This window comes from Roseomonas alba, from assembly GCF_019430885.1.
GTDB lineage: Bacteria > Pseudomonadota > Alphaproteobacteria > Acetobacterales > Acetobacteraceae > Neoroseomonas > Neoroseomonas alba.
Genome location: NZ_JAHYBZ010000005.1, coordinates 137,822 through 152,114, shown reverse-complemented (window position 1 = coordinate 152,114; position 14,293 = coordinate 137,822). Strand labels below are relative to the sequence as shown.

Here is a 14,293-nt window from a genome sequence, read left to right as displayed (position 1 = left end):
GCGGTCACGCCTGCGCCATCCGCCGGTACCACGTCGTGGACCGCAGCAGCCCTTCGGGCCGCGGCGACAGGCCTTCCGCTTCCAGCAGCGTGGCGACGCGCCGGCCGGCCTCGGCTTCCGAAGCATGGCGCCCTGTCAGGGCCCGGTAGAGCGCCGCGGCACGCGTCGCGTCCTGATGTGACACCCGTCCCCGCGCATCGGCCTGGGCGCGCAGGAAGGCCGTGGCCTCCCGCGCCCCCGCCGCGCCGGTGGCCGCGCCGCGCCGCTGCGATTCCGCATCCAGGATGCCGCGCGCATCGGCCGCGCTCAGTCCGTGCCGCGTCACGCCTTCCGTCAGCAGGGCGAGCTCCGCCTCCGGATCCTGCAGCCCATCCACCACGCGCAGCCGGACCAGTTCCCGGAAGCCGGCGGGATCGGCTTCGTGGGTTTCCGGGGCCGGGGGCACGATCTGCGCCCCACCCGACGCCGCCATCGCGGCGATGCTACGGCCGGCCGGGTCCTGCACGGCCTCGGCCCGCAACCCGCCGGAAGCGGCCGCCGCGCAGACGGCGCAGGGCAGCACCTGCACGCTGCCGTCGAGGTCCATCAGCTTGATCTCGACCGTCATGTCCGGATAGCGCGCGCGCACCGCCGCCGCGGCGCGTTCCAGCACGGCCTGGTGCTGGCGCAGCTCCTCGGCCGGATCGTCGGCGAGCCGCCGGCCCGTATACAGCGCCATGGCCCCGCAATCGCGGTGATTGAGGAAGATCACCTTGGAGACGCCGTGCATCTGCCGGCTAGCCTCCAGATTCTCCCACAGCGCGGCGCGCCAGGCCGGGCGGGATTCGTCCACCGCGGCGAGCCCCGCGCCCGCGATCCGCATCTCGCTGTAGCGATCCGTGCGCCCGAGTGCCGCCATCAGGAAGGTCGTCTCGTCGGTCAGTCGCGGGTCGATGCAGCTTACCAGGAAGGCATCGGCCTTGCGCGGCGGTGCCTGGTTGGGGGCGGGTGTCACTTCGGCACCTCCTGCGTGTGCATGATGCCGCCGAGGCGGTGATGCAGATGGGAGAAGCAGAGCCCGACGGTGAAGAGCCCCGCCAGGCTGACGAGCACGCCGATGAGCAGCGTATCCCCGGCGAACAGGCTGAGCCCCGCAAGATGCAGCCCCGTCATGCCCGTGCCGACGCAGAAGGCGACGATCAGCGCGATGCCGCGGCGCCCCAGCACGCCGACCGTGGTGGTCCACAGCATCATGCAGATGGTCGCCAGCAGCGCGCCGGTCGCGAGCTTCAGCCAAAACCAGTCGAACCCTTCCAGCACCCAGTGCACGAAGGACGTCCCGGACGGGTTGTACACCGCCAGCACGACGAACAGGCTGAATAGCGCGCGCGAAACGACGCCGCGCCAGTCGAAGCGTTCCGCGCTCATCGCGACGTCCCCTGCGCACGGGCCATGGCGAGTTCGGCAAGCTGCACCCTCGCCGCATCCGCCGCGAGCCGCCGCGCCAGCCGCGCCCGCCACGCATCGAGCGCCGGCGCCGCACCCTGTGGCAGCGGCGCGAGCGCGGCCTCCGCTCCCGGCCCATCCTCCTCCGCCAGCCGTTCCGCCGCGTCACGCAATGCCGTGAGGCCGGGCGTCCCCGCCGCGCCGAATTCCGCCCCAAGCCGCATCGTCCGCGCCGTGCGGCGGGCGAACCAGCCCGCATCCGGGCCGAAGCCCATCTCGGCCAGCACCAGCGCGTCGGCAGCGGGGCCGAAATCCTCGGCGAGCTGGCGCAGCGTCGGCGCGCCATCCGCCGCCGCGGCGGCAAGCGGCAGCAGCAACCGCGTCGCTTCCGCATCACCCGCGGCCAGCGCGACGGCGGTGGCGAAGCTGCGCGGGAACGGGGCCGGGCGCGGCAGATGCGGCAGCAGCAACTCGACCGCGACCAGGACATGCGGCGTATTGCCCGGCGGCAGCGGTTCCGCCCGCGCCGGCGTCGCCGCATGCGCCGCGGTCGTGACCTGCGGCGACACGCCGCCCATCACGACGACCAGGCACGCCGCGGACAGCGCACAGGACAAGGCGGCGCAGGCGAAGGTGGCGAGGCGGACCCAGTCGCGAGCGACCGTCCCGTCCTCGGGGGCGTCGGTCATCGGCAGTCTCCTTGGGTGCCGAGCGCGGCCATCCGCGCGGCGAGAATGGTCGCGGCGGCCTCGGCCGACTCGGTGGCCAGACGGTGTTCGGCGCGGGCCAACGCCTCGAGCGCCTGCGCCTCGAACCCCGCACGGTTCAGCGTCGCGTCGACCCGGCTGATGACCCAGTCGAGCCCCCAGGACGCCCCGATGCCGCCCGCGACGCCGATCATCGTGCCGGGAATGCCGCCCAGCGCCGCCCCGAAGGCGCCACCGGCCGCGATCAGCGAACCGGCCTCGCTGAGCCGGATCGCCACCGCCCCCAGCCGCGCCGCCATGGGCCGCATCGACCGCAGGAACACGGTCCCGCCATCCGCGCCGTCCTGGGCGAGCATCGTCATCGGGTCGGCCGGCCCCGCCGCCTCCAGATCCGGCGCGAGCGGCTTCGCGGCGGCGGCCAGGTTCAGCACCCCCTGTGCCGTCGCGCCCGCCGTCGCGGGCGGATGATTGGCGAGCCGCACGGCGCTGTCCCGCAGCGCCCGCGACCAGGCAGCGTCCATCACGCGGCCAACATGCGCGATATCGGCAGCAAAGCCGCCATCGCCGAGCGACGGCTGCAGCACCCGCGCGCGAAATTCCGCGCGGACGGGTTCCGCCATTTCCTCGGCGATGCGCGAGGCCTGAGGCAGGGCCTCCTCGGTGGTGATCGAATGCGTGAGACTCACCACCCCGCGCGCCAGGCTGCGATAGGAGGTGACGTAGCTCTGCACCCAGCCATAGGCCCAGCCGCCGAAGCCCGGCACCGCCTCCCGCGCCGGCCCCAGGCGCATCGTCGCGGCATCGGCGAACAGGCGGGCGGACAGGCCGGTCAGGGCGGCGGACTCCGCGGCCAGCGCGGTGGTCTCCATGGCAATGCCGCCCTCCGGCAGCATGCGGAGCTGGCAGGCGCCACCCGGCAGCAGCACCGCCACCGTCTCGGCCCGCGCCGTCATCGCTGCCAAGACCAGCGGCAAGGCGAGGCCGAGGGCGAGGCGCATTCTGCCACGGTGGAGATCAGCGGGGCTCTGCCCCTCCGAACCAACCCGCCAAGTGCTTGGAGCACTTGGAACGCAATCTGTCGGCACGGAGCGGGGCAGGCATGCTGCGCCCGCCAAGCGCGCTTCGTGCGCAAGAACGGGCCTCGGCACCTTTCTCCCCGTGGTGCTCGGCGCCAAGTTGAGGTTTGCAGAGGCCTTTCGGCCTTTGCTGGGGTGAGTCCGAGAGGGGCAAAGCCCCTCTCGGCTCCACAGCGGACGCAGGCGACGAACCACGAAGCCCTTTCGCTCCTTTGCAGCGTGCTTCGGAGGCGCAGAACCCCTCCACTCCCCCACCGCACGCGCCCATGAACCGCGCATTAGCCCTTGCCGGCCTATCCAACGCCCATGATGGCTGATTTCGGCGACATCTTCGGCGGCACCTTCGCCGCACTCCTCGCGGTGGCTTTCGCGGTGGCCCTGCTGCGGCTCGGCATTGCGGGCTTCGAGATGACCGCGCCGCATGACGCGGAAGCAGTGCCGATCCTGCGCCTCCTCGCCCTCGGCACCGGCACGGCGCTTGGCGTCGCGCTGGTCGCCGCCGAGCCGCACACGGATTACTTCCTGCCCGACCGCATCTTCGCCGGCGACGGGCCCTGGTCCATCAGCCTGCTGGATCTGCTCGGTCGCCACGCCCTGCCGCAGCTCTCGACGCTGCAGGCGCTGCCGGATCTCATGCTGGCCTTCGACGGCCTCGCCGCGTTCACCGGCTGGATCGGTCTGCTCGGCCTGGTGCAGGGCGCCATCATGACGCAGGGGCTGTGGCATGGCCGCGCCCAGCGCCGCGCTTACTTTGCCTTCCTGCTGCTCGCCCTGCACATCGCGCTGCTGCTGCAATGGACCGCGCATCTGACGGCCTGGTTCGCCGCGCAGCTCAATGTCTGGATCATCGCCCTGGCGCTGGTGCTGTTCCAGCGCTGGCGCTACCGCCCGCACCACGCCGCCTCGCACTGACGCGGCCCGGCGCATCAGCGCAGATCCATCATCGCGAGGAAGGGCGCCGGCGTCAGCAGCGGTGGGTCGCCGACATAGGGAAAGGCCAGCTTGATCGACACGATCAGCACCGATCCCACGATCACGGCGATCACCGCCGCCATGGCGACATGCATCGCGGCACTCGCGCCGCCGAAGAACCACTGGAAGGCAATGACGGCAACCGAGACCGTCAGCACCAGCATCCAGATCAGTCCCGACAGGGTGCGCGACTGCACCGACAGCCGCGCGATCCGCGCCTCGGCCACCTGGGCAAGCCAGTTGCTGGTCTGCTGTTGCAGCGTCTGCTGCGCGTTGCGCTCGCCCTCGACGTCAAGGAAGACGCGCGTCATGTGCTGGAAGGCCGCGTCGGAGCCGCCGGATGGCACACCGGCCTGCATGGCGGGCCAATCCCGCTGCGTCACGGCACCGGCATAGTCGCGGATGGCCGCGCGCATCTCCTGCCGTGTGCCGACCATGGTCGGCCCATCATAGGTATCGACGGCGAGCGCCAGCATGTAGAGGCCCGACGCCTCCTTCTGCAGCGTGTCGCGGGCCGTCTGGAAGATGTCCCAGGCTCCGACGAGCGTCAGCGCCGCCACCACCGCATAGATCTCGACGACGAAGCCGTACTTGACCGCGCCGACCACCGCATTCGCCTGGAATTCGGTGGCAGTGAACAGCGCATACATGATCCGGCCCAGCACCAACGCCAGGGCGACCGGCACGGCGATGCAGATCGTCATGCCGATCCAGGTCGGCAGCGCGGCGAGTTCGTGGGGAAGCAGGATATCCAAGGCCGGGATCCTCCGCGGCGCATCGGTTGACAGGCGGGGGGCCGCGCATCCTGCGCGACCCGCGGAGCGGCTCAGGGATCAGTCGGCGTCGTCGTGACGCTCGGTCCAGTACCAATGGCCGACCGTCAGCCCCGCCGCGGCGCCGATAACCGTGGCGAGCGCCCCGCCATGGATCATCGCGGACCCGGCCAGCGCACCGACGAACAGGCCGGTACCGAGGGCCACCGCATGCCCAGGCGAGATGTGCGGCAGGGTCTGGATGCTGATGATCGGCGCGACCTCGCGCACCACCGGCGCTGGCGCGGCCATCGGCGCCGCGGGTGCAGGGGCCGGCGCCGGCGCGGGGGCTGGCGCGCGCCCGGGCGACTGCGCGGCGACCGGCAGCGCGACGAGCAGCACGGCAAGAACGGTCAGTATCTTTCGCATCATTCGCTTCCTTCAGTCCCTGGGTTCAGCTGTTGATCGCGCGGTACCAGCGGCGGGATCGGATCACACGCCCGGTCGGCTTCGGCCGCAGATCGAGCTCTTCCATCATTCGCTTCACACGCTTCTGCGCATCCGCCTCCGGCACGCCGGTGCGGGCGCGGTAGAAGGCGACCGCGCGCTTGAAGTCGTCCCGCGACACACGGCTGCGCTTGTCCGACAGCGTGCGCAGCAATTCGCGAGAGGAGGTGCCGAGCTCGCCCTCCAGCGCGATCGAGTCATGCTCCGCCGCACTGCGCAGCACGCCCGTTGCCTGTTCGAGAGTCAGGCCATAGCGGGTCAGCCCTTCCTCGAGCAGCCGACGCTCCTGGTCCCGTTCCAGGAAGCGGCGCCCCTGGAGTTGCAGCTTCACGAGTTCGGCGAAGCGTTGCCGCTGCGTCTGGTCCGTTGCCATCATCGGGCCTTCTGCCTTTCACGCGCTGCGCCGTCCTGGCGCGGAAGGTGGTTGTGATCAGTGGAGGATGGTGGCGGCGGCGGGCAGCAGCCGCGCCGCATTGGCGTCGGGCTGGTCGAACATTCGCCGCCCATGGTCCGGCCCGCTCTGCTGCTGCTGCGCGCCGAGCGCCGTGACGCGTTGGTTCAGACGGTCGATCGCCCGCATGATGCGGCTCGCTTCCATGCCAAGCGGCGCATCGGCCGGGGCGAGCTGGAAGCGCACCTGCGGCAGCGGAAACAGCGTTACCTCGACCTTGTCCACCGAGAAGCCGCCGAGCTCCCCCGCATCCATGATGCCGCGCACGATGGTGCGCTGCATGGCCGAGATCGGCCCAGGATTGCGTCGCGCATGGCGTTCGAGCGTGCGCTCGACATATTCGCGGTCGCTTTCCGTCAGCATGCGCGCCTGGCCGAAGGTCAGCGACAGTCCGGGCAGCAGGGAGACGGAGGATTCGATCTCCTTCAGCTTGTAGCCGGCGATGTCCATCAGCCACGCGAAGTCATCCCGCGTCTGCTGCCGCGCGGCGAGGCTGTGCTGCTGCGCGAAGGAACTGCCCGTGCCGAAACTGAAGCCGAGGCTGTCCATGATGCCGCTCCAGAGCCGTTCGGCCCGTGCCAACACGTCGTCATCCGACGGCAGGTCCTGCAGCGGCGTCGGCACGACGACGCGCGTGGCGCCGGCAAGGGGAGCGATCTGCGCGGCCGCCGCGAACGGCGCGACGATCGCGGCGGCGAGGAGGAGGGCCTTGGCATGCATGGCGTAGGGGGTTCCGATCCGGGCGGGGCAGGTCAGCGGGACATCAGTCGGCCTTGCTCGGCGATGCGGCGCTGGGCGGCGCGCTCCGCCGGGCCGAGCGGCACGAGCCCGGCCGTGGTCAGGTAGCCGCCGGGGCCACCGGCCTGCTCGCTGGTGCTCTCGACGAGGAATTCGTGGATGCCGCGCACCACGCCGACGCCCTGCTGCTGCCGCGCATGCTGGCGCTTGGCGTAGAGGAAGAAGGTGCGAGCGTGCTCGTAGTCGAGATTGCCGATGCTCGCCGGATTGGGCGACACGCCGTCGAGCGGCAGCGCGATCAGGTTGCCGCCGCTCGCCACAAGCTGATCATAGCTGACGACGGCGAGCGTGCCTGGCGGCGCGGCGAGCAGCGCGGGCACCACCTCATCGCCATGCAGGGTGATGGCGTGGCCGTCGGTACGCGTCGTGATGCACTTGCTGCGCCGATAGGCGGCATCGAAAATCAGGCGCACGCGGGTGACGTTGCGGCAGCCGCCTTCCATGACGAGGTCGTCGAACAGCGCACGCGTGCCCGCCACCTCCGAGGGAATAAGCACGCGGATCTCGGTGTGTGGCAGGGTCGGTGAGATGTCCGACCAGCTCCGCTGGCGGTTGGGGCCGAAATCCTCGTCCTCGGGCCGTTCGGCGGCGAGCGCTTCCCAGATCTGCCGTGCGGTGAGCCCCGGCATGGCGTCGCCCCGCCGCCCGGCGATCACCACGGCGCCGAGGCCGAGCTGCACCTCGATGATGTCGCGCACGCCGTTGGCGGCGCAGACCTCGATCATCGCGCGTGGCATGCGTCGCGTGACGATGGCGATATCCGGCGTCTGCGGGCCAACGCCGCTGCAGAAGGCCTCGATCGTGCGGGCGGCGCTGATGGTGTCGACCTGGGGCGCGGGGACGCCTGCAAAACGCTCGGCGAAATTGCGCACGAGCAGCCGCGTCAGCGTGGTGGAGGAGGCCGAGCTGACCATCACCAGCCGCTCGCGTAGCGTGATGGAGGGTTCGGCGCGCACCGGCCCGGCGCAAAGCGGAAGCAGAACGGCGATCAGGCCGAGAAGATGGCGGCGCATGGAACCCTCCGTTCGGGCAGGGGCGGGGATCGGCGGCTGGCGGCGCATCAGATCGGCCGCGGCGGGGTAGTCAGGGCCCGGAGCAACGTCTCCTGCACTGCCTGCTCGACGGCGAGCCGCGCGCCGGCCTGCGCCAGCCAGCCCGCGAGGAGCGGCTGCAGCGACGGATGTAGCGCCCCGGCATCGACAACCGCTGCCGAGAGGTTGCCGCGACGCAGTTGCTGCGCAACGCCCGCGATGGCCTGTTCCTGGTCGGTCGCCGCCGGTGGCGCCGCCAGCCCGACGCCCGCGAAGGCGTTGCGCATGGCGGTGAAGCTGCGCTCGACCAGCGAGGCGTCGCGCGGTGCACGCTCGATGAGCTGCGGCATCAGCGCGGCATAGCGTTCGCGCAGCTCCGCCTCGGTCGGCAGGCCGCGCGCGGCGTGGCTCAGCAGCACTTCCGCGAGCGGCCGCGGCAGAGCCCCCGGCGGAGCGAGCGTCACCATCGCCTGGTATTCGCGCGGCCAGGGCCGCGGCGTCGCGACCGCTGCCTGCAACAGCAGGGCGGCGGCGATGAAGCGGCTGTTCTCCAGCCCCCGCGCGGTGACGTTCTGGTCCGATGCCTGCAATGCGGCCACGGCGTTGTCGGTTGCCGCGGCAAGTTCGTCGACCATCGCCTCAAGCCGTGCGACGCGGGTCTGCAGGCTTTCCTGCCCGGCGTCGATCGCATCCACCGGGCGGGCGCGGAGATGACCGACCCCCACCAGTGCACCAGCGAGGGCCATGCCGGCGGCGAAGCCCAGCGCCGGCATCAGCAGTTGCCGCGATCCGGTGATGGCATCGCGCAGCATGGGCAGGCCCGCGGCATAGGGCGACGCCCGCCCATCACCGGGCACGATCTGGTCTGACGGGGTCACGACGATGGCGGTCCATGGTTCCGATGAGACGATGCCGGGATGCACCGTCGTCACGATCGCCATTCAACCGGGCTGAGGTTTTGGAACTCTTAATCGGACTGCTGCATTGCGGCGTAACCCGCCGAATTTGTGCCGCGGGCGCACGTGGCGCCGTCCCGTGGGAAGGTTATGCAGACCGAGAGCGCTTGCCGTCACGGGGAGCGGATGACAGGGGCCGCTCGATGCGGCCGAACCGAGTGGCGCCACAGGGCGATCTGGCGTCGAGCTGCTCGGATCTTCCGCTTCATGGAGTTTTGCCACACCGCCGTGACGCGGTTCGGTCCGCGAGACGTCGGAGAAGGTCCAACTCGGACATTAGAGGCATCCAAGCCTCTGATTAAGCTGGTGCCGGCACGCGGATTTGAACCGCGGACCTACTGATTACGAATCAGTTGCTCTACCACTGAGCTATGCCGGCCCCTTCGCGGCCATGCGTCGCCGCACCGCCTAGGCGGGGGGCTCTCTACCCTCGGGGCGCCCGGCGCGCAACCGTGTGTTTCGTTTCGCCGCGATCGCCCCCGCCCGTGCTACCCATGCCGCCCCATGCGCCGCCGGATCCTTCTCCTCATCCTGTGTCTGCTCGCCGCCGGAGGGAGCTGGCTCTGGTGGATCATGCCACCGGCGGTCGCCATCGCGATGGCGACCACGGGCCCCGCGCTGCGCGCGGTCTATGCCACCGGCAGCGTCGAACCCGTCCACTGGGCCCGCGTCGGGCCCGCCGTCCGCGCCCGCGTGACGGATGTCATGGTCCAGGAAGGCCAGCGCGTCGCGGAGGGAGAGCCCCTCGCACGCCTCGACGACCGCGAAGCCCGCCACCGCGTCGAGGAAGCCGAGGCCCGCGCCCGCTTCGCCGAGGACGAACTCGCCCGCACCCGCACCCTGGTCACCCGTGACATCGCATCCCGCTCGGCCCTGGATCGCGCCGAGGCGGAAGCCCGTGCCGTCGGGGCCTCGGCCGAGGCCGCGCGCCGGCGCCTGGACGACTACATCGTCCGCGCCCCCTCAGCCGGCGTGGTGCTGCGGCGGGATGTCGAGGTCGGTGAGGTCGTCGATACCCCCGCCAGCCTCTTCTGGATCGGCGAGCTTCGCCCCCTGCGCATCACCGCCGAGGTCGATGAGGAAGACATCGCCCAGGTGAGCGAAGGCCAGCCCGTTCTCCTGCGTGCCGATGCCTTCACCGGGCAGGTGCTGACCGCCACGGTCGGCCAGATCACCCCCAAGGGCGATGCGACCCGCAAGGCCTATCGCGTGCGCCTGACCCTGCCCGACGACACCCCCCTGATGATCGGCATGACAGTGGAAGCGAACATCGTCCTGCGCCGGACCGACGATGCCGTGCTGGTGCCCCCTGCCGCCGTGCGTGACGGCCGTGTCTTCGTGGTGCGGCGCGAGACAGTTGAACACCGCCCCGTCGAGGTGGGTGTCCAGGGTCCCCGCGCGGTTGAGATCCTGCGCGGCCTGGCGCGCGGCGAGGCCGTGGTTTTGAACCCGCCGGCAACCTTGGCCGATGGGCAGACGGTCCGTCTGCGGCCATGAGACTGATCCTCGACCTGGCGCGCGGCATGCTGTCGCGGCGGCGGCGGCAGACCTTGGTCTCGGTGCTGGGCGTGGCGCTCGGCGTGGCGTTCTTCGTCGCCATCGCGGCGATGATGCGCGGGTTCCAGATCTACTTCATCCAGCAGGTGATCGACGTGCAGCCGCACATCGTCATCAAGGACGAGACCCGCCATCCGACCCCGCAGGCCGCCGAGCTCGCGACGCCGGGCGGGGCTGTCGAAATCAACGGCGTGAAGCCGATCGACCGGGTGCGGGGCATCCGCTCGGCGGGCGAGAAGCTCGCCGTCCTCGAAGCCATCCCAGGCGTGGCGGCGGCCCCGATCCTGACCGGCGCGGCGCTGCTGCGCTATGGCGCGCGCGACGTCTCCATCACCGTCACCGGCATCGACCCGACGCGCTACGCCCGCGTCTCGAACATCGAAAAGGACATGCTGCGGGGCCGGCTCGGCGATCTGCGGGCCACGGCCAATGGGCTGATCATCGGCGACAGCCTGGCACTGCGGCTCGGCGTGCAGATGGGCGATACGGTGGTTGCCATCTCGCCGCGGGGCGTGTCCCTGCAAATGAAGGTCGTCGGCATCTTCCATACGGGCTTGGCCACGCTTGATCAGACCTCGGGCTATGTCCTGCTGAAGGTCAACCAGGTGCTGCAGGACCGCTCCAATGTCGTGAACCAGATCCTGCTGCGCCTGTCCGATGTGACGCGGGCCGAACCGCTCGCCCGCGAGATCGAGGACCGTTTCGGCGAGCGTACCGAATCCTGGGAGGAGCAGAACCGCAACATCCTCACCGTCTTCGTCATCCAGAACGCCATCATGTACAGCGTGACCGGGGCGATCCTTCTGGTCGCGGCCTTCGGCATCTACAACATCATCTCGACCGTGGTGTTCGAGAAGACGCGCGACATCGCCATCCTGAAGTCGCTCGGCTTCACCGAAGGCGACGTCCAGCGCCTATTTCTGGTGCAAGGGCTGATCGCGGGCTTCCTGGGGGCCGCGCTCGGCTGCCTGCTGGGCCAACTGATGATCGAGGGCCTGGCCCAGGTGCGCTTCGCAACGGAGACGCCGGCGGGCAATGACCGCTTCCTGCTGGCGCGCGACTGGCGGATCTTCGCCGTGGCGTCCTTCTTCGCGGTTGCCTCGGCTGCATTGGCCGCGGTCATCCCGGCGCGCCGGGCCGCGCGGCTTGATCCGGTGCAGATCGTGCGCGGCGCGGCGTGATGGCATGCATGCCGCTGCTCGCGGCCGAAGGCGTCGGCCGCACCCTACCCGAAGGCGTCACCCTGGTGACCGATATCGACCTGCGGGTCGAACGGGGTGAATTCGTCGCCATCACCGGACCGTCGGGTTCCGGAAAATCCTCGCTACTCTATCTGCTGGGCCTGCTGGATCGGCCAAGCCGCGGCCGCATCCTACTGGAAGGCCGCGACACCGCGACCCTGTCGGCACCGGAACTCGCGGCGTTGCGATTGGCGCGGCTTGGCTTCGTCTTCCAGTTCCACTTCCTTCTGCCGGAGTTCACGGCGCTGGAGAACGTGCTGATCCCTATCCGCCGTCTCGGTACGCGTAAGCCCGGCGCGGCCCAGGCGCGGGCGCGGAGTCTGCTCGCCGCGCTGGGGCTGGAGGCGGCGGCAGACAAGCTCCCGGAACAGCTTTCCGGCGGCATGCGCCAGCGTGTGGCCGTCGCGCGCGCCCTGGCGAACGATCCGGTGCTGCTGCTGGCTGACGAACCCACCGGCAACCTGGATACGAGAAATGCCGCCGCTGTCTTCGACATATTTGCCCGATTGGCGCGGGAGGAAGACCGGGCGATTCTGGTCGTCACCCACGATGCCGAACTGGCACAGCGTGCGACGCGACGGGTGCATCTCGTCGATGGCCGCATCGTCAGCGACGAGTAATAAGTTGAAGGCAGTCTGCTGGAATTGTCCCTGCGCATGTGGGGTCAAGTCTTCGTGTCCGCTATTCCGACAGTCTGTCCGCTGATGCTTTGATCGCAGATGCCTATTATTCTGATCGACTTCACGGGTGTTGGAAAAGCGAAGGCTGTATTAGCGACAGGGAAACAGCGGAACCCCGCATCCCAATTCCTGAACCTCTCCGATCCGCAGCATGCGGCGGCGGCAGAAGCACTGAGTCGGAGCGATCACGCCAATTCGGCCGAGATTCGCCCCGCTGGACTGCACACCAAAGGCAAAGGCTTGGGGTCTTCGGGGCCCGTCACCGAGCAGCACACAAGCCACGCGCTCGGAGACGCGCTTAGTCGCATTGAACCTGCGTGCTTTGATTGCCGACGCGGCAGTCTCCCCGCGGCCTCATATCATACCCCTTTGTCGTTTGTTTTACGAAACAACTCGTGGGTTCCACAGAGTCCTTCGACTGAAGCGCGCCACCCACTGACACGGATCTGCAAGATCAATGGAGGCCGCCAACGGGATGAGGCCTGGAGAGCGGCAGGGACATGGGTTGCGCGCCCATGACACCTGTGGCTCTCCGCCGTTCATCAGGGCAATAGGATAGTACTGCCGGTCGTCTGCCGCGCCTCGAGGGCCCGATGTGCGTCGGCGGCGTCCTTGAGGGCGAAGGTCTGGTTGACGCGGATTTTCACGGCTCCGGACGCGACCACCGCGAACAGGTCATTCGCGCGGTCGGTCAGATCCTCGCGCTTCGCGGTGTAGGTCGCAAGCGTCGGGCGCGTCAGATAGAGCGAGCCCTTGGCCGCGAGGATGCCGAGATCCGGCACTGCCACCGGGCCCGATGCGTTGCCGTAGGAGACCAACATCCCGAAAGGCGCGAGGCAGTCGAGCGACGTGATGAAGCTGTCGCGCCCAACGCTGTCGAAGACGACCGGCAGCATGGCGCCGCCTGTGATCGCCTTCACCTTGGCCGGCACGTCGTCCTTCGTCAGCAGGACATGCTCGGCGCCATGCGCACGGGCGAGGGCGGCCTTCTCCTCGGTGCTGACGACGCCGATCACGGTGCAGCCGAGATGCTTGAGCCACTGACACATGATCAGCCCGACACCGCCGGCCGCGGCATGCACCAGTACCGTCTGGCCAGCCTGCACCGGATAGCACTTTTTGATCAGGAAGGCGGCCGTCATGCCCTGGAGCATCATCGCCGCGGCCTGCTCGAAGCCGATGGCATCCGGCATCTTCACGAGACGGTCGGCCTTGATGCACCGCGCCTCGGCATAGGCGCCGATGGGGGCTGTGGCGTAGGCGACGCGATCGCCTGGGGCGACCTCCGTCACGCCTTCGCCCACCGCTTCGACGACGCCCGAGGCCTCCATGCCGATGATCGCGGGGAGCGACGGCGCCTTGTAGAGGCCGGTCCGGAAATAGACATCGATGAAGTTGAGGCCCACCGCCTTGTGGCGGACCAGGGCCTCGCCCGGCTTCGGTGCGGGCAGGGGGATGTCCTCCCACACCAGCTTCTCAGGGCCGCCGGTTTCATGGATGCGAATGGCGTGGGTCATGAAGAGCGAGTCCGTCTCTGCGCGGTCCGGGGGGCGGCCGCGAATAGGGTGGGAACCCCGGGCGCCGCGCGCTCGAGGTCAAGGAGGTAACGCTTCGTAACCGCTCCTTCGCCGCCCGAATAGCCGCCCAGGGAGCCGTCCGTTGCGACCACCCGGTGGCAGGGGATCAGGATGGGAATGGGGTTGGCGCCGTTGGCCTGGCCAATCGCGCGCGCGGCGCGGCAGCCGACCGCCTCGGCGATGTCGCGATAGGTCCGCGTCTCGCCGGCCGGTATGGTGCAGAGCGCATTCCACACCTTGCGTTGGAAGGCGGTGCCGTGGGGGGCCAGAGGTAGGTCGAAGCTCGTCCGCGTTCCGTCGAAGTAATCCTGAAGCTGATCACGGGCGCGCTTGAGCAGGGGCGTCGCCTCCTGGTCACGGCCACGCCCCCAGTCGAGGGCGACGATGGCGCCGTCCTCCTCGGACACGGTCAGATCCCCCAGCGGGGTATGGAGCGAGAGTTGCGGCATGGTTGCCCCAACGACAGACACCCTGAAGAGGGGGCTCGTCAAGCATGCGGGGGTGACGGGTTGGTCGGGGCGGAATGCACCGCTACATGCTGGGACGAGCCTGAACCGGAGCGC

At 69.8% G+C, this 14,293-nt stretch carries 16 protein-coding genes and 1 tRNA gene; 4 read left to right on the top strand and 13 right to left on the bottom strand.

From position 1 onward, the window contains the following. Positions 1–4 precede the first annotated feature (4 nt). From KPL78_RS15325 to KPL78_RS15310, 4 genes are read right to left on the bottom strand one after another with little or no spacing between them, the layout of a single operon-like run. Positions 5–994, bottom strand: a complete 990-nt coding sequence (locus KPL78_RS15325; RefSeq protein WP_219763854.1) for a hypothetical protein — start codon at positions 992–994, stop codon at positions 5–7. Continuing rightward, positions 991–1,407 carry a DUF6524 family protein gene (locus tag KPL78_RS15320; protein WP_219763853.1) on the bottom strand — a complete coding sequence of 139 codons (417 nt, stop codon included), beginning with the start codon at positions 1,405–1,407 and terminating at the stop codon, positions 991–993. The genes KPL78_RS15325 and KPL78_RS15320 overlap by 4 nt, the downstream gene beginning before the upstream one ends. Then, a complete protein-coding gene (locus KPL78_RS15315; RefSeq protein WP_219763852.1) occupies positions 1,404–2,114 on the bottom strand; it encodes a hypothetical protein in 711 nt (236 codons plus the stop codon). Before KPL78_RS15315 ends, KPL78_RS15320 begins: the two co-directional genes overlap by 4 nt. Continuing rightward, entirely contained in the window at positions 2,111–3,130 is a 1,020-nt protein-coding gene (locus KPL78_RS15310) for a hypothetical protein (protein ID WP_219763851.1), read from the bottom strand. The genes KPL78_RS15315 and KPL78_RS15310 overlap by 4 nt, the downstream gene beginning before the upstream one ends. 384 nt (positions 3,131–3,514) lie before the next feature. Here KPL78_RS15310 and KPL78_RS15305 point away from each other — a divergent pair, with 384 nt between their 5' ends. Further along, positions 3,515–4,120, top strand: a complete 606-nt coding sequence (locus KPL78_RS15305) for a hypothetical protein (RefSeq protein WP_219763850.1) — start codon at positions 3,515–3,517, stop codon at positions 4,118–4,120. 14 nt (positions 4,121–4,134) lie between these two features. Here KPL78_RS15305 and KPL78_RS15300 read toward each other — a convergent pair whose 3' ends face one another. The 7 genes from KPL78_RS15300 to KPL78_RS15270 form a co-directional block, all read right to left on the bottom strand. Next, positions 4,135–4,935 (bottom strand): bestrophin-like domain, encoded by an 801-nt coding sequence (locus tag KPL78_RS15300; protein WP_219763849.1) that lies wholly within the window; start codon positions 4,933–4,935, stop codon positions 4,135–4,137. Positions 4,936–5,013: 78 nt separating this feature from the next. Continuing rightward, positions 5,014–5,364 carry a hypothetical protein gene (locus KPL78_RS15295; protein ID WP_219763848.1) on the bottom strand — a complete coding sequence of 117 codons (351 nt, stop codon included), beginning with the start codon at positions 5,362–5,364 and terminating at the stop codon, positions 5,014–5,016. A gap of 22 nt (positions 5,365–5,386) precedes the next feature. After that, the gene (locus KPL78_RS15290) at positions 5,387–5,815 is read right to left on the bottom strand and encodes a hypothetical protein (protein ID WP_219763847.1); all 429 of its coding nucleotides are present in this window, start codon (positions 5,813–5,815) and stop codon (positions 5,387–5,389) included. Between the two features lie 54 nt (positions 5,816–5,869). Further along, the gene (locus KPL78_RS15285; protein ID WP_219763846.1) at positions 5,870–6,610 is read right to left on the bottom strand and encodes a hypothetical protein; all 741 of its coding nucleotides are present in this window, start codon (positions 6,608–6,610) and stop codon (positions 5,870–5,872) included. Positions 6,611–6,642: 32 nt separating this feature from the next. Next, positions 6,643–7,701: a PstS family phosphate ABC transporter substrate-binding protein gene (locus KPL78_RS15280; RefSeq protein WP_219763845.1), complete on the bottom strand. Its 1,059-nt coding sequence runs from the start codon at positions 7,699–7,701 to the stop codon at positions 6,643–6,645. Positions 7,702–7,748: 47 nt separating this feature from the next. Beyond that, entirely contained in the window at positions 7,749–8,660 is a 912-nt protein-coding gene (locus KPL78_RS15275) for an MICOS complex subunit MIC60 (RefSeq protein WP_219763844.1), read from the bottom strand. A gap of 319 nt (positions 8,661–8,979) precedes the next feature. Continuing rightward, a tRNA-Thr gene (locus KPL78_RS15270) sits at positions 8,980–9,054 on the bottom strand. A 125-nt stretch (positions 9,055–9,179) separates the two neighbouring features. On the opposite strand from KPL78_RS15270, the gene KPL78_RS15265 reads away from it, so the two are divergent. Genes KPL78_RS15265 through KPL78_RS15255 form a run of 3 tightly spaced genes read left to right on the top strand, consistent with a single transcriptional unit; the run spans position 9,180 to position 12,093 of the window. Next, positions 9,180–10,172 carry an efflux RND transporter periplasmic adaptor subunit gene (locus KPL78_RS15265; RefSeq protein ID WP_219763843.1) on the top strand — a complete coding sequence of 331 codons (993 nt, stop codon included), beginning with the start codon at positions 9,180–9,182 and terminating at the stop codon, positions 10,170–10,172. After that, positions 10,169–11,413 (top strand): ABC transporter permease, encoded by a 1,245-nt coding sequence (locus KPL78_RS15260; RefSeq protein ID WP_219763842.1) that lies wholly within the window; start codon positions 10,169–10,171, stop codon positions 11,411–11,413. The genes KPL78_RS15265 and KPL78_RS15260 overlap by 4 nt, the downstream gene beginning before the upstream one ends. A gap of 8 nt (positions 11,414–11,421) precedes the next feature. Beyond that, positions 11,422–12,093 carry an ABC transporter ATP-binding protein gene (locus KPL78_RS15255; protein WP_255569039.1) on the top strand — a complete coding sequence of 224 codons (672 nt, stop codon included), beginning with the start codon at positions 11,422–11,424 and terminating at the stop codon, positions 12,091–12,093. Positions 12,094–12,695: 602 nt separating this feature from the next. On the opposite strand, the gene KPL78_RS15250 is transcribed toward KPL78_RS15255, so the two are convergent. Together KPL78_RS15250 and KPL78_RS15245 are read right to left on the bottom strand one after the other, a co-directional pair. Beyond that, on the bottom strand, positions 12,696–13,670 hold the full coding sequence (locus KPL78_RS15250) for a quinone oxidoreductase family protein (RefSeq protein WP_219763840.1): 975 nt from the start codon (positions 13,668–13,670) through the stop codon (positions 12,696–12,698). Continuing rightward, a complete protein-coding gene (locus KPL78_RS15245; RefSeq protein ID WP_219763839.1) occupies positions 13,667–14,179 on the bottom strand; it encodes a methylated-DNA--[protein]-cysteine S-methyltransferase in 513 nt (170 codons plus the stop codon). The genes KPL78_RS15250 and KPL78_RS15245 overlap by 4 nt, the downstream gene beginning before the upstream one ends. Between the last annotated feature and the right edge of the window lie 114 nt (positions 14,180–14,293).

What these genes read in the sequence shown, in the direction of transcription:
- KPL78_RS15275 (WP_219763844.1), bottom strand. Translation starts at nt 8,660, where the DNA reads ATGGCGATCGTGACGACGGTGCATCCCGGCATCGTCTCATCGGAACCA.
- KPL78_RS15320 (WP_219763853.1), bottom strand. Translation starts at nt 1,407, where the DNA reads ATGAGCGCGGAACGCTTCGACTGGCGCGGCGTCGTTTCGCGCGCGCTA.
- KPL78_RS15250 (WP_219763840.1), bottom strand. Translation starts at nt 13,670, where the DNA reads ATGACCCACGCCATTCGCATCCATGAAACCGGCGGCCCTGAGAAGCTG.
- KPL78_RS15290 (WP_219763847.1), bottom strand. Translation starts at nt 5,815, where the DNA reads ATGATGGCAACGGACCAGACGCAGCGGCAACGCTTCGCCGAACTCGTG.
- KPL78_RS15245 (WP_219763839.1), bottom strand. Translation starts at nt 14,179, where the DNA reads ATGCCGCAACTCTCGCTCCATACCCCGCTGGGGGATCTGACCGTGTCC.
- KPL78_RS15315 (WP_219763852.1), bottom strand. Translation starts at nt 2,114, where the DNA reads ATGACCGACGCCCCCGAGGACGGGACGGTCGCTCGCGACTGGGTCCGC.
- KPL78_RS15285 (WP_219763846.1), bottom strand. Translation starts at nt 6,610, where the DNA reads ATGCATGCCAAGGCCCTCCTCCTCGCCGCCGCGATCGTCGCGCCGTTC.
- KPL78_RS15305 (WP_219763850.1), top strand. Translation starts at nt 3,515, where the DNA reads ATGATGGCTGATTTCGGCGACATCTTCGGCGGCACCTTCGCCGCACTC.
- KPL78_RS15255 (WP_255569039.1), top strand. Translation starts at nt 11,422, where the DNA reads ATGCCGCTGCTCGCGGCCGAAGGCGTCGGCCGCACCCTACCCGAAGGC.
- KPL78_RS15265 (WP_219763843.1), top strand. Translation starts at nt 9,180, where the DNA reads ATGCGCCGCCGGATCCTTCTCCTCATCCTGTGTCTGCTCGCCGCCGGA.
- KPL78_RS15310 (WP_219763851.1), bottom strand. Translation starts at nt 3,130, where the DNA reads ATGCGCCTCGCCCTCGGCCTCGCCTTGCCGCTGGTCTTGGCAGCGATG.
- KPL78_RS15260 (WP_219763842.1), top strand. Translation starts at nt 10,169, where the DNA reads ATGAGACTGATCCTCGACCTGGCGCGCGGCATGCTGTCGCGGCGGCGG.
- KPL78_RS15295 (WP_219763848.1), bottom strand. Translation starts at nt 5,364, where the DNA reads ATGATGCGAAAGATACTGACCGTTCTTGCCGTGCTGCTCGTCGCGCTG.
- KPL78_RS15280 (WP_219763845.1), bottom strand. Translation starts at nt 7,701, where the DNA reads ATGCGCCGCCATCTTCTCGGCCTGATCGCCGTTCTGCTTCCGCTTTGC.